Source organism: Streptomyces olivochromogenes (assembly GCF_021538895.1).
Taxonomy (GTDB): Bacteria; Actinomycetota; Actinomycetes; order Streptomycetales; family Streptomycetaceae; genus Streptomyces; species Streptomyces olivochromogenes_A.
The window spans coordinates 1-12,996 of record NZ_JADDRL010000179.1; the positions used below are offsets into that span (position 1 = coordinate 1).

General features: G+C 68.6%; 12 protein-coding genes. 9 read left to right on the plus strand and 3 right to left on the minus strand.

What is annotated here, in order from left to right; translation table 11 throughout:
• Positions 1-3,248, minus strand: a 3,248-nt coding sequence (locus IPZ69_RS44045) for an NB-ARC domain-containing protein (RefSeq protein ID WP_235460534.1), incomplete at its 3' end; no start/stop codon positions are given.
• A gap of 348 nt (positions 3,249-3,596) precedes the next feature.
• Here IPZ69_RS44045 and IPZ69_RS44050 point away from each other — a divergent pair.
• The 4 genes from IPZ69_RS44050 to IPZ69_RS44070 all read left to right on the plus strand — a co-directional run bounded on the left by IPZ69_RS44050 (position 3,597) and on the right by IPZ69_RS44070 (position 6,506).
• The gene (locus tag IPZ69_RS44050; protein ID WP_308407607.1) at positions 3,597-4,772 is read left to right on the plus strand and encodes an NADP-dependent oxidoreductase; all 1,176 of its coding nucleotides are present in this window, start codon (positions 3,597-3,599) and stop codon (positions 4,770-4,772) included.
• Between the two features lie 46 nt (positions 4,773-4,818).
• The gene (locus IPZ69_RS44055; protein WP_235460535.1) at positions 4,819-5,211 is read left to right on the plus strand and encodes a MerR family transcriptional regulator; all 393 of its coding nucleotides are present in this window, start codon (positions 4,819-4,821) and stop codon (positions 5,209-5,211) included.
• A 202-nt stretch (positions 5,212-5,413) separates the two neighbouring features.
• Positions 5,414-5,863: an SMI1/KNR4 family protein gene (locus tag IPZ69_RS44060; RefSeq protein ID WP_235460536.1), complete on the plus strand. Its 450-nt coding sequence runs from the start codon at positions 5,414-5,416 to the stop codon at positions 5,861-5,863.
• Between the two features lie 229 nt (positions 5,864-6,092).
• Positions 6,093-6,506 (plus strand): hypothetical protein, encoded by a 414-nt coding sequence (locus tag IPZ69_RS44070; protein WP_235460537.1) that lies wholly within the window; start codon positions 6,093-6,095, stop codon positions 6,504-6,506.
• Here the strand turns inward: IPZ69_RS44070 and IPZ69_RS44075 are convergent.
• Together IPZ69_RS44075 and IPZ69_RS44080 are read right to left on the minus strand one after the other, a co-directional pair.
• Positions 6,407-6,994 carry a GGDEF domain-containing protein gene (locus IPZ69_RS44075; RefSeq protein ID WP_308407608.1) on the minus strand — a complete coding sequence of 196 codons (588 nt, stop codon included), beginning with the start codon at positions 6,992-6,994 and terminating at the stop codon, positions 6,407-6,409. The two genes, IPZ69_RS44070 and IPZ69_RS44075, sit on opposite strands and share 100 nt — an antisense overlap.
• Before the next feature lie 438 nt (positions 6,995-7,432).
• On the minus strand, positions 7,433-7,894 hold the full coding sequence (locus IPZ69_RS44080) for a MarR family winged helix-turn-helix transcriptional regulator (RefSeq protein WP_235460538.1): 462 nt from the start codon (positions 7,892-7,894) through the stop codon (positions 7,433-7,435).
• 97 nt (positions 7,895-7,991) lie between these two features.
• On the opposite strand from IPZ69_RS44080, the gene IPZ69_RS44085 reads away from it, so the two are divergent.
• From IPZ69_RS44085 to IPZ69_RS44105, 5 genes are all read left to right on the plus strand, one after another.
• Positions 7,992-8,489 (plus strand): SgcJ/EcaC family oxidoreductase, encoded by a 498-nt coding sequence (locus tag IPZ69_RS44085; protein ID WP_235460539.1) that lies wholly within the window; start codon positions 7,992-7,994, stop codon positions 8,487-8,489.
• Between the two features lie 86 nt (positions 8,490-8,575).
• Entirely contained in the window at positions 8,576-9,118 is a 543-nt protein-coding gene (locus IPZ69_RS44090) for an FABP family protein (protein WP_235460540.1), read from the plus strand.
• Between the two features lie 288 nt (positions 9,119-9,406).
• Entirely contained in the window at positions 9,407-9,727 is a 321-nt protein-coding gene (locus IPZ69_RS44095) for a Ku protein (protein WP_235460541.1), read from the plus strand.
• 400 nt (positions 9,728-10,127) lie between these two features.
• A complete protein-coding gene (locus IPZ69_RS44100) occupies positions 10,128-11,546 on the plus strand; it encodes a right-handed parallel beta-helix repeat-containing protein (RefSeq protein ID WP_235460542.1) in 1,419 nt (472 codons plus the stop codon).
• A 595-nt stretch (positions 11,547-12,141) separates the two neighbouring features.
• Positions 12,142-12,996 (plus strand): S53 family peptidase (locus tag IPZ69_RS44105; RefSeq protein WP_235460543.1); only part of this gene is annotated, 855 nt, incomplete at its 3' end.

A 12,996-nucleotide genomic window follows, 5' to 3' on the forward strand; every position in this document is an offset into this window, starting at 1 on the left:
GTGCAGGTCCCCGAGATCGGATCCCATACCCGCACCACCCGGTCGCGGCCCGCGCTGGCGAGCCAGGTGCCGTCCGGAGCAACCGCTACTGCCGATACCGGGCCGGTGTGGCCGGTGAGAGAGGCGGTACAGGTCCCCGAGACCGGATCCCAGACCCGAACCACTTCGTCGTCGCTGGCCGTGGCGAGCCGGGTGCCGTCTGGGGCGATCGCCAGCGCCGTCACCGTATCGGTGTGGCCGGTGAGAGAGGCGGTACAGGTCCCCGAGACCGGATCCCAGATCCGCACCTCCCGGTCGTCACCCGTGCTGGCGAGCCAGGTGCCGTCTGGAGCGATCGCCAGCGCCCGCACCCAGATGGTGTGGCCGGTGAGAGACGCGGTACAGATCCCCGAGACCGGATCCCAAACCCGCACCACCCCGTCGTCGCCCGCACTAGCGACCCAAGCGCCGCCCGAAGCAATCGCCAACGCCCGTGCGTCACCGATGATGCTGGGTAGAGGAGGGGGCTCAGCAGAAGTATCCCGATCCCAGAGGCGTGCCCTCTGGTCGAAGCCAGCGCTGGCGAGCCAGGTGCCGTCTGGAGCGATCGCCAACGCCCACACCGAGCCGGTGTGGCCGGTGAGAGAAGCGATACAGGTCCCCGAGAGTGGATCCCAGATCCGCACTACCCGGTCGTCACCCGTGCTGGCGAGCCAGGTGCCGTCCGGAGCGATTGCCAGTGCCGTCACCGTATCGGTGTGGCCGGTGAGAGAGGCGGTGCAGGTCCCCGAGACCGGATCCCATACCCGCACCACCCCGTCGTGGCCCGCGCTGGCGAGCCAGGTGCCGTCCGGAGCAACCGCCAACGCCAGCACCCAGTCGATGTGGCCGGTGAGAGAAGCAGTACAGGTCCCCGAGACCGGATCCCAAACCCGCACCACCCCGTCGTGGCCCCCGCTGGCGAGCCAGGTGCCTCCTGAGGCGATCGCCAGCGCCTGCACCGAGCTGGTGTGGCCGGTGAGACAAGCGGTGCAGGTCCCCGAGATCGGATCCCAGATCCGCACTACCCGGCCGTCGCTCGCGCTGGCGAGCCAGGTGCCGTCCGGAGCGATTGCCAGCGCCGTCACCGTATCGGTGTGGCCGGTGAGAGAAGCAATACAGGTCCCCGAGATCGGATCCCAAACCCGAACCACCCGGTCGCGGCCGGCGCTGGCGAGCCAGGTGCCGTCCGGAGCAACCGCTACTGCCGACACCGGGCCGGTGTGGCCGGTGAGAGAAGCAGTACAGGTCCCCGAGACCGGATCCCAAACCCGAACCACCTTGTCGTGGCCCGCGCTGGCGAGCCAGGTGCCGTCCGGAGCAACCGCTACTGCCGATACCGGGCCGGTGTGGCCGGTGAGAGAAGCGGTGCAGGTCCCCGAGACCGGATCCCATACCCGCACCACCTCGCCGGCTGTGGCGAGCCAGGAGCCGTCCGGAGCAACCGCCACTGCCGATACCGGGCCCGTGTGGCCAGTGAAGCTGCGCTGCAATGAGGCATGGGGGCGGTCGGGCAGGGGGGCTCGGTTGACGAGGCAGGGACGTAGGGCGGGGTCTCGCTGGCGTGCGGCGATCTGTGGGTGCCAGTGGGGCGAGTGATCGAGGCGGCTGTGCAGGATGGCTGTAAGGGCGTGAGACGGGTCGGTGGGGGTGAGGAGGTGGGCGATCTGGGCAAGGCTGCGCGCAAGAGGGCGGGCGTGGGGGGAGTTGATGCGCGTGAGGTCGCTCCAGGGTGCGCTCGGGCCGCGCTGAATGAGGCGGGCTTCGACCCAGCGCAGGTCGCCCGCGACGGCCTCGGCAGACGCCGTGCGGCCTGCAGCAACGAGGTGATCGATAAGGTGGTCGAGGAGATACCCGTGCTCTAGCCGCCACCAGGCTCGCCCCGGGTCGGGGGTAGCGGGGGCAAGCTGCCTGGCCGTTGGCAGTGTGGCAGCGGCAGCGTCGATCAGGAGGCGGTTGATGCGAGTCAGACCAGCAGGGCCGAGCGTGTTCCGGAGGTAGTCGCGGACGACGTCGTGGAGGCTGATCCTGCCGCCGTGCCGTGGGGCGAGGACAATCAGGGACAGGCGTTCCAGATCCCGACAGAGGGTGCGGCTCTGTTCCTCAGTCAGCCCTCCAGTGGCCTGCCACAGCAGGGTGACGATGGATACCGGTATCAACTCGTCCTCGGCGAAGACGCCGAGTTCGCTGAAGCGGTCGGCGCCGCCGGGCGGCAGCAGGGTGGTGGCTGCTTCGATCGACGCCTTGACGGCTTTGCTTCGCAGGCGGGGGTTGTCCAGGTCCCATACGGCGGTGGGATCGTCCACCGCGGCCGGGCCGTGGGCTGTGAGCCGGTGCAGGATCTGTTCAGCGCAGGCTGCGGGATCGGCGCCGGATGCGGCCTGTTCGGCGATCAGACGGTTGGTCAGACGCAGCAGTAGTGCCCACTGGCCGGTGGCCCTGAGCAAGGCTTCGACCAGGGTGTCGGGCAGGTCCGGTAGTTCCCACGTCAGTACTGCCCTTGCCTGATCGGTTGACATCTCATCGACCTGGATGGGCTGCGCGCTGACGGGCAGCAAGGAGGGATTGCGGGTGGTGACCAGCCGGACGCAGCGCTGGCCGCCGTGCAGGAACGGTGTGAGCTGTTCGTCCTCCCACACGTCGTCGAGTACGAGGAGGGTGCGGGGCCGTTGATCGAGGAGGCGGCCCAGGTGGGCGCCGGCCAGTTCGGGATCGTCGAATTCGGTGGTGTCTCCCGTGATGAACCGAGTGACCTCAGCTACTTTGGCGGCCACCGCGGCGCGGCCGCGGATGTCCCGACCGATCGTGACGGTATAGATCCGTGAGCGGAATCGGCGCCGCACCCGCCGGTGGGCGCACACGGCGGTGGCCAGGGTGGTCTTGCCGAATCCGCCAGCGCCCCACAGGGAAGTGGTGATGCCCACGGCGCTGCGGCCGCGGCAGACGGCTGCAACCGTGGCACGGGTCTGGGCACGGTCCACGAACCAGTCCGGTACTGGCGTCAGCTGAGGGGGTGGGGGATCGCCCTGGACGGCCGGTGCGTGTTCTTGCAGCCACACCGCGAGGGCGACAGCCACCGCGGACAGTACTCCCAGCACGATGACCCAGGGCCAGGCGTGCTGCCGCAGGCCGTCAACTGCCCACGGCCAGTGTGTGTCGGACGTTGCGGCGTTCCCTGCCAGCGCCAGCAGGACCGCCAACACGGAACCCATGCAAGCCAGCGCTGCCATTGCCATGCTCCGGCCTCGCACACGCACCCCCAAAAAAACGCACGTCGACGTGGACCATATCGACAGGGCAACCGCAGCAAGAGCCGAACATCACCAACTCGCACGGAGGAGAGCGTCGGCCAGCGCTCAGCCCACTCCCGCACCATGCGCATCGCATCGGTATCCCAGGTGGTGACGTAGGGAGCCGGGCCGTCGTCAGTAGCGTTCCTCAGCCACTGGGGAATCAGCCTTGCTGACCAGGCCATCCGTCCAGGAAGCGGCCCCCTCATGGACTCGCCGCGGCGGCGCTGCGCTGATGCGGATCTATGAAGATGGCCAGGCCCGTTCTTGGCCTCAGCCAGTTGACCGTTGCAGCTGTGGCCGAAGTTGCGCATCACCACGCATGGGATTTCCGGCGATCGCGGATCGGCGTTGAGGCTTCAGCGGCGGGACAGGTTGACCTTCACGCATAGGTCAATGCCTAGCGTCAGCGGTATGAAGTCCTTTGCGAAGAGCGCAACGCCGCCTGCCCTTTCCAGCCTGCCAAGCACGGGCCTGGAGGTCCGACTCGCCGCACGGCCCGTCGGGCTCTCGACACTCGACCACTTCGAGATCGTCGAGGTGGGCGTACCGGACCCCGCACCGGGCCAGGTGCTGGTTCGTAACCTGTTCATGTCGCTCGATCCCGGCATGCTCATGTTGATCGCGGGCGGATCCCCGCTGCCAATGCCTCGCTACGAGGTGGGACAGGTGATGTACGGGGACGCGCTCGGCGAGGTGGTCGCCTCGGCAGATCCGTCGCTGAGCGAGGGAGAGCTGGTAGTCCATCGGCTCGGCTGGCGGGAGTACGCCGTGGCCGAGGCAGGTGCGTTCCGCCGCGTGGACAAGGCGGCCTACCCCAGCCCCTCCATGCACCTGGGATTCGGGCTGGTCGCCTACGTCGGCCTCACGGAGGCGGCAAGGCTGCGGCCCGGTGACACCGTCTTCATCTCCAGCGCGGCAGGAGCCACCGGGAGCATGGCAGGTCAAATAGCTCGGCTCAAGGGAGCCAGCCGGGTGATCGGCAGCGCCGGCTCGGCCGACAAAGTTGCTTACCTGACCGGGAAGCTCGGGTTTGATGCGGCCTTCGACTACCACGACGGCCCGGTACTCGACCGGCTGCGCGAAGCGGCCCCGGACGGCATCGACGTCTACTTCGACAACGTGGGAGGCGAGCAACTGCGCGCCGCCATCGAGGTCATGAATGTGCACGGCCGTATCGCGGTCTGCGGAGCCCTCAACCGACAGAGTACGGCCCGCCCCGACGACGGTCCCGGTGATCTGCTGAGCGTCCTGGGTAAACGCCTGACTATCCGCGGCTTCACCCTGTGGGACCACCTGGACCGGGCTGCGGAGTTCGGCGATCAGTTCCGCGACTGGCTGCGCGAGGGATCCATCGTCTACGACGAGACGGTGATCGACGGGCTGGCGAGGGCGCCCCAGGCACTCCTCGATCTCGTCCGCGGGAGGTACACCGGGAAGACCGTGGTCCGCCTCAGGAGTTGAGCACAAGGTATCCGTCACGCCCGACAGTCAGCTCGGAGGTTGCCGCATGTTGATCGGTGAACTGGCCGCACAGACAGGGACCACGACCCGCGCCCTGCGCTACTACGAGGAGCAGGGCCTGCTGGAGTCCGACCGGACACCGTCGGGCTACCGCGTCTACGGCCCGCACGCGGTGACCCGGGTCCGCAACGTCCGCGACCTGCTCGCCTCCGGGTTCACCGTCGAGAACGTCAAGTCCTTCGTGCGCTACCTCGACACCGATCTGCCCGAGGTGTTCGAGTACTCGCCGTTGTGCGCCGACGGCTACGTCGTCGGTGCACAACGGGTGGCCGAGCTGAAGGAGAAGATCGCAGCCCTGACGCGGCTGCATGACGCCCTGGTCCAACGGATGCCCTGGCTGGCGACAGCCAGTGATGCCTCACAGAAAGAGGCCGCCTGATCCGGCATCCCCCACCACTACGACCTGACTCAGAAGCGGTCGCCCCGCAGGTGGGCAATCAAGTTGAGTATGTCTGTCCGTCGGTTGAGCGAGCGGTGGGGAAGTTCAACGTTCTGACCGCAGTTCCGTGAATGATCTCGAAGCGATCGGCTGACGACTCTGCTGGTTGATGCCGATGCGATCGGAGCCCAGGGACGTGGCTATGCTCGCGATCATGTGGAGAGAGTCAGTGCTGGAAGTCTTTCCTGATGCAGGGCTTCGGACGCCGGTCGAGGCCTCCGAGGTTGTCGCGGCGGAAGGATGCCTGGGCCGGGCCCTGCCGGCGGATCTCAAGCAGTTGCTTCTGGAGAGCAACGGGGTGATCGGCCACACCCATGTGGACACCGTATGGAGCTTGGAGCAGATCGTCGACCAGAACCTCCAGCTCTGGTCCGACCAGACGCTTGCCGAGCTCTATATGCCTTTCGATTCCTTCATGTTCTTCGGGGACAATGGAGGTGGCGATCAGTTCGCCCTCGTGCAGAAGCCGCAGCGCCCGGACGTCTTCGTGTGGGAGCACGAGAGCGACAGCCGCCGATGGGTGGCAAACAACCTGTGCGACTACCTCGGGCGCTCCCTGCGCGTCGGCGGGGACGACTGGTATCGGCTGTAAATCACGGCGGAGTGAGGATCCGGATCCGCAGAAGGCGGAACGAGGCCCGGCCGTACATGGCTCTCTTGATCGTTTTCACGCGATTGACATGGCCTTCGGCTTTGCCGGAGCTCCATTCGTGGGTGAGTCCGGCGGTGACGGCGTCTTCGGAAAGTGGGGTCTTCCGTAGCCGCGGAAGACCCCACAAAGCCTCAGCGATGCATCACAAGGTCCCCGCCGACGTGCAGCCGTGCGCCGGCGACCACTTGTCCGCCAGGTCTGCGACGAGGCCTGGCGCCCCGGCATCGAGCACTGCGTACAGCTCGCCGCGCTCGGCGACTCCGACCCGAATGCCATGGACCTCCCCGGCGGCGACCACCGCAGGTCGGTGCGCGGCGATCGCGCGGACTGCCTGGGCAGCTCGGAAGGGCCCCGGATCGAGCCGGCCCGAGACGACCGGCACTACGCGACGTACGGGTTCCGGCTGCCGGGCTTCCTCACCTCACCGACGACCCCCCTGATCTATCCGAGGCTCGCCGTCCGTTCGGTCGGCGGGCCTTGGCCTTACTGGCTGGCACGCCGACGTCGGGGCACTTCCTGTGGTGCCGTGGACCCTGTTGCCCTTGGGCAGGGGTGCGCGGTCATGCGGCTCGCCCCCACATAGCCGTGCCCGGACGTCCGGCACGGCGGCCGTTGTTGGACGGCGTGGTGGCGTGCGCGGCGGTGGCGTCGGCGGCACGCTGCAGGACGGCCAGGTCTCGGCAGCCGATCGCGTCGGGGGTCGCGGCGCCGACCGAGGCGGCGACGTCGACGGTGCGGCCGTCGTCCAGGGGGACCGGCGTGCAGCATGCGGATCAGCTGTTCCAGGCGGTGCGCGCGGCGGTCGCGGGGCAGCTCCAGGGCAACGGCGAACTCGTCGCCGCCGAGGCGGCTGACGGCGGCGCGGGGGCTGGCCCAGGCAGTGAGCCGGACGCCGAACGCGGCAAGGACCGTGTCACCGGCCACGTGGCCGAGGCGGTCGTTGATTGCTTTGAAGTGATCGGCCTCGACCATGACCACGGCCTTGTCGTCGCCGTGGCGGCGCAGGATCTGCCGGGCGCGGGCGAAGTAGGCATCGCGGCGCAGCCGCCCGGTGAGCGGGTCGTGCTTCATCGCGGCGAGCCGCTTGTGCAGCGCGATGGCGTGCACGGTCCAGCCGGTCAACGGCAAAGCGGCTTCGGCCAGTAAGAGGGTGCGCTGCCCGATCCGGGCCGATGCGCGCAGGTGGGACGCCGTACTGGGGTCCTCCGTCTCGTCTTGTGCGGGATGAATGGGCCCGGGACAGCCGACGAAGCCGGCAAGCAGAGAGGTTGTCCTGGGGCGTAGCCACAGCTCGACGTCGCTGACGCGGAGCCAGCTATACGGTCGTTCAAGCGATCGGATGGTCGTCTCGGATCAGGCGGCCAGCCGGTGCGTGGCCGGGGTCGCCGGGGTGCCACGGTGAACAACCTCCGGGCCCAGGGGAATTGCTCTCTCGTACCGGTGCCAGCCCGACAACCGGCAGTCGTCATCGCGAGGTATTTAGGGGCCGGAGGCGATGACGCGCCGCCGTCAGACGCCGTCCTCGCTGCGCAACTGCTCGGCGGCGGCCTGGTAGGCAGCGGCGGCGCGGGTGAAGTAGTCGAAGAGGACGTCGAGTTGCTCGGGAGAGTAGCCGTCGAGGATCTCGCCGATCTTCTGGCGGGCGGGGGCCATGACACGGTCGAGGCCGGCGGGCTCGCCGACCGGTTCGACGATGACCTTGCGCCGGTCGTCGGGGGAGGGGACACGGCGTACGTAGCCGGCTTGCTCCAGTCGGTCGATGAGGCGGGTGGTCGGACCGGTGGTGAGGCTGGTGCGGGTGCCCAGTTCACCGGGGGTCATGGGCCCGGACAGGTGAAGGATGTTCAGCGCGTACAGGTCGGTGGCGCCGAGCTCGCAGGCCCTGGCGCTGGCATGGCCGTGGAGCATCACGGCGCTGAGGTAACGGCGGTAGATCTGGCTGGCGTCGGCTCGCATGGCAGGCGTTGACATGGGCTTCCTCACTCCATATTCTCTTCTTCAAAGAAGAGACATCTTCAAAGCAGTATCTTCTCCAGAGAAGCTATCATCATCGCGCCGGAGGAACGCCATGACCGCGCACCTGAACCCCGCCATCCCCCTCGACCCGGCCCGCGCCGCGGACGCCACAGCCGTCCATACCCTGCTGGAGCGCAGCTGCGCGGCCTGGGCGAACGGCGACGGCGCCGCGTACGGCGAGCAGTTCACGACGGACGCCACCGATGTCACCTACGTCGGCACCGCCTACCACGGCGGTACGGAGATCGGCCGCGCCCACCAGGCCCTGTTCGACAGCTTCCTCAAGGGCACCCGGCTGATCGTCGAGATCACCGACCTGCGTTTCTACGGCACCGACACCGCCGTGGTCGTCACCCGCGGCGACGTACGCAAGGGCGGCCCGAAGGCCGACGACGATCCGGCCAAGCTCGGCAAGCTCGCCACGTACACGGTCGTCCGCGAGGCCGACGGAAGATGGCGCATCGCCGCCGTCCAGAAGACGCAGCGCAAGCCGCTGATGGAGGCACTCTCCTTCCGCTTCCAACCCGCCACCCGCCCCGCCAAGCGCTGAATACCGGGGTAACCGCCCTGCCCGCCGCAGAGGAGACGGGCGCCTAGGCTCTCACCCGGCACCGGCACAACCCAAGGAGCGCCAACGTGTACGACCCCGCACCGGAGCACCCGTACCCCGACGCCCACCGGCCGGACGACGCGCCCACACCGCACGCACTGCTCGAGCCCGTGCTCGGGTTCCTGGGCACATGGCACGGCCAGGGCCAAGGCGGATATCCGACGCTCGCCGGTGACTTCACCTACGCCCAAGAGGTCACCTTCAGCCACGACGGCCGCCCCTTCCTTTGCTACGAGGCCCGGGCCTGGCTGCTCGACGCCGAGGGCGCACCGTTGCGCCCGGCGGCTCGGGAGAGCGGATGGTGGCGGCTTCAGCCCGACGGCCGGGTGGAGGCACTGATCACCCAGCCCACCGGCATCGCCGAGATCGCGGTCGGCCAAGCGGCACAGGACACGGTGGATCTCTCCACGCACGAGGTGGCCCTCACTCCCACGGCCAAGGAGGTCAACGCCACCCGCCGCCGCTACACCCTGACCGACAGCGACACACTCACGTTCGTCCACGACCTCGCGGCGGTCGGCCAGCCGTTGCAGCACCATCTCTCGGCAACCCTGCGACGCACGCGGTAGGTCATACCGCCCGGCGAACACCCCCACACCCTCACCACCCGCAACGGCCCTCTCCTACAGGGACGTCGGGCGCACCACGGAGGCAATCACCATCGAGGAGGGGGTCATTGCCGACTCTGAGCGGCTGCTGGGCCCCGAGCACCCTCTTACCTTGCGGGCGGTGGACACACTGAATGAATCGAGGCGAGTTCGGTAGCCGCGATCGTGGCGCCGGTGGCCTCGTGCCGCGCCCGTCTGGCGCGTACGCCGCTGACGTGCGACATCCCTGGGCCGGGGGCCCATGGAGGCATGGCGGCCACCATGTCCGATTGCTTCGGCCTGGTCTCCGCGCCGGTCCTGGTCAGCCCGGCCACGGACGACCACCGTGAGTGCCTTAACGGGGTGCACCGCAGTGACGGAGGGAGTATTCGCCACCACCGCGCCTGCGAGCTGGATGGCCGGGAAGTCGCCCACCAGGACGTCGGGCGAGGAGTCGAGATGCCGGACGGCACGATGGCCGTGCTGGACGATGTGGCCCTGGAACGGCTGCCGCTGCCGACGCGGCACCTCATCGAGGTGCTGGGGTTCGTCCCGGCCGACACCATCGACCCCATCTCCGGTGGGGGCTGAGGCAGTGCCGTGCACCAGCCGGATGATCTACGCAATCATCGACAGTACGTGCGCGTTGGGTCCTGTTTCGCTCACGATGTGGCCATAGCTCGTGCCGCTGTCCGTGGATTGCTGGTAGGCCTACTCGACTGCTGCTTCAACGGGGGCCTGCCAGCGATGGGCTCGCGGGGGATGGAGCATGCGCGAGGCCGGGGACAGAAGGCTGTGGACCACACCGGTCATCGGCCCCGGCCGTTCGGGGGACGCACGGGCCGCCTCCAGCGCGGCTCCGCCTCGCCGACCGCCCACGGGGGCATCCCTTGTTCCACGCGTGGGCGCTTGCGCCGCCCTCACCCCAGCGCGACAGCAGGGCAGGGCCGCCGGGCCTGGCCCGCCACAGAGACGGAGGAGTGGAATGCGCATGCGAGCGGCCTGGGCGGTGTGGCGTCGGCGGGTGCCGGCGGTGACGGTGATGGCGGGGGCAGCCTGCCTGGTAGGGGCGGGCCCGGCCGCGGCCGTCCAGGACACCGCGGTTCACTGCCGCACCCAGAGCCTGCAGCACGCGATCGACGCCGCCCCCTCCGGGGCGACGCTGCGGGTGGCAGGAACCTGTCTGGGCAACTTCACGATCAGCAAGGACCTGACGCTGATCGGCCTGAGGGACGCGGTCCTCGACGGCAACCAGGCCGATTCCACCGTGACGGTCGCCGGAACCGTCCAGGTCCAGCTGGACAAGCTGACCATCACCAACGGCAGCGCCCTGTCCGGCGGCGGCATCCACAACAACGGCGCCACGGTGACGCTGGACCACTCCACGGTGCGCGGCAACAGCGCCGGCCGCTCCGGCGGCGGCATCTTCAACGACAACGGGGGCACGGCGACCCTGAAGAGCTCCACGGTGAGCAACAACACTGCGGGTGACGGCGGCGGCATCTACAACAACGGCGGCACGCTGACGCTGAAAAGCTCCACGGTGCGCGACAACGACGGCGACAACGAGGGCGGCGGCATCTTCAACTACACCGGCGGCACTGCCACTTTGAACGACTCCACGGTAAGGAGCAACGCCGCCAACGGCGGCGGTGGCATCGTCAACTACAGCGACGCCACGGCGACGCTGAACGACTCCACGGTGAACAACAACAGCGCCGAAGTCGGCGGCGGAATCGGCAACAGTGGCGAATTGAAGCTGGACCGATCCACGCTGGAGCGCAACAGCGCAGGCATCGGCGGCGGCATCGAAAACGGCGGCGGCAAGGTGACGCTGAATCACTCCAAGGTGCGTGACAACAAGGCCGCCGCTGGCCTCGGCTTCGGCGGTGGCATCGAAAACGGCGGCGGCAAGGTGACGCTGATCGACTCCACGGTGAGCAACAACACCGCCGCCGCTGGCGTCGGCGGTGGCATCGACAACGTCTTCGGCACGGTGACACTGATCGACTCCACGGTGAGCGACAACACCGCCGACCTCGGCGGCGGCATCGCCAACACCGGCGGGGGTGGCACCGTGACGCTGGACCACTCCACGGTGAGCAACAACACCGCGAAAGGCGGCGGAGGCGGAGGCTTCTACAACAGTGGCGGCGCACTGACACTGAAGAACTCCACAGTGGAGCGCAACACCGCCTCCGGCGGTTTCGGCGGCGGCATCTACAACACCGTCGGCGGTGGCACGGTGACGCTGGACCACTCCACGGTGCACAACAACACCGCGAAGAACGATGGCGGCGGCATCTACAACGAAGGCGGCGCGGTGACGCTGCTGAACGACGCCCAGGTACGCGAGAACCACCCAGACAACTGCGCCGGTCCAAGCCCCGTCCCCGGCTGCACCAGCTGACCTGCCCACGTCCGTCGGCGCCCCCGGCCGGAACACCGCACTGCACCAGCTGCCCGCCGGAGCCACGACCCCCAGGGGCCCAACACCGAGACCTGACTCACCCCCTCAAACCTTCACCCCCGTCGCGCCGAAGTGAAGTCCCAGTAGTCGATCCGCCATGAGCTACCGCGAGTAGGCCGTGAAGGTGAGTGTGCTACTGCATCCGGCGCGCGCACCCGTGATGGCCCGCGTTTTCCCGTGTCCGCGATGCGGATGATGTCGCCTGATGCCGCCACACCGGCTGAACCGCCCGGGTGACCGTTACCGAGCGGCTGCCATGGCCGAGGTATGGGCGGATCCACCTGCGTGCCCGAAGCGATGAAGGAGCGTCATGCGGCCTGTGCATATTCTGCGGTTGCTGTCGGGAGCAATGCTCCTGGCCCTGAGCCTGGCAGCCGCTCCTGCGGGCGCTCAAGGACACGGGCACACCTTGGAGGATGCTGGCTGGCTGGCACAGACCGCCGGACCCACGCGCGACCGCGACGGGAAGGAGGCGAGATACAAGCACGTATGCGCTCCTCCAACGGGACCGGACCGGGCCTCCTGCCTGGCCCTGGTGCGCACAGACCTGCCCACCCTGCACACCGCGGAGGATGAAAGCCAGATCCCCGGCTACCACCCCAAGGACATCCAGAGCGCCTACGACCTGCCCCGCCACGGCGGCGCCGGACGCACCGTCGCCATCGTCAACGCCTTCGACAACCCCAACGCCGAAAGCGACCTGGCGGTCTACCGCCGCACCTTCCGCCTGCCGCCGTGCACCACCGCCAACGGCTGCTTCCGCAAAATCAACCAGAACGGCGGCACCACACCACCCCCGCCAGCCCCGCCCACCATTGTCCCCAACTGGGCGCTGGAGACGTCCCTGGACCTCGACGCCGTCAGCGCCGCCTGCCCCGACTGCAAGCTCCTGCTCGTCGAAGCCAACAACAACCTCATCGTCTCCAGCCTGCTCCCGGCAGTCGACCAGGCCGTGGCGCAGGGAGCCAAGTTCGTCTCCATGAGCTGGGTCACCCAGGAACAGCCCGCCGAGACGACCATCGGCGACGCCCACTTCCCCCCAGGCATCGCCTTCGTGGCCGCCAGCGGTGACAGCGGCTACCCCGACCAGTTCTGGCCCGCCGCCTCCCGCTACGTCACAGCGGCCGGAGGCACCACCCTGCACCGGTTCCAGACACACCACGGGGACCGCTGGTCGGAGACCGCGTGGCTCGGCGGCGGCTCGGCCTGCTCCCTGTACGAGCCCAAACCCCCCTTCCAACACGACCCCGGCTGCCCGAGACGTACCACCGTCGACGTCTCCGCGGATGCCGATCCCAGCACCGGCCTGGCGACCTACGACACGTTCTTCACGGGCGGATGGGGGGTGGTCGGCGGAACCAGCCTGTCCAGCCCGCTGATCGCCGCCATG